1 protein-coding gene is annotated in these 651 nt (G+C 31.5%); it reads left to right on the forward strand.

The features are described from left to right. On the forward strand, positions 1-623 hold a 623-nt coding region (locus Megvenef_RS09750), incomplete at its 5' end, for a ParA family protein (RefSeq protein WP_322777712.1). Between the last annotated feature and the right edge of the window lie 28 nt (positions 624-651).

Genomic DNA, 651 nt, shown 5'->3' on the forward strand with positions numbered 1-651 from the left:
CACATATAATATCTATTACTCAAACAAAAGGTGGTGCTACAAAAACAACAAGTAGTATAAACATACTAGGTGCATTATTAGAAAAGGGTAAAAAAGCCCTGTTATGTGATATGGATAAAGATAAACCAGATGCAATATTCTGGGCTGATTTAGGTAATACTTTAAATGATTTTGTAATTCCTTTGTATGAAGACAACCCAAAACCTAAATTAGAAATTTTAAGTAAAGAATACGATTTTATTATTATAGATACTCCGCCCAATATGCAGGCAGCTGCACTCAAAGCTACAATACTTTCGGATTTTATTATTATCCCTTGTTCAGTTTCAGAATTAGATAAAAACGCTTTGAACCAAGCTGCTTCCGCTGCGATGATGGCAAATAAGCCTTATTCCTTCTTAGCTTCTAGAACCACAAAGCATACTAATTCCACTAAAGACTTATTAGATCAGCTAGCAGAAACAGGTTTTTACTTTAAGACTAATATTACTAATAGCGTAGATATGATCGAATGTCAAAAATATGGTCAATGGGTAGGAGCTTATAAACCAAATTGTAAGAATCACATGCAATATCAATCTTTAATCAAAGAGTTAATAATAAAATTAGATGACATAAAATAGCACTGTACTGTGTTAACATGTACAATAT

It is taken from the genome of Candidatus Megaera venefica, from assembly GCF_034554655.1.
GTDB lineage: Bacteria > Pseudomonadota > Alphaproteobacteria > Rickettsiales > Rickettsiaceae > Megaera_A > Megaera_A venefica.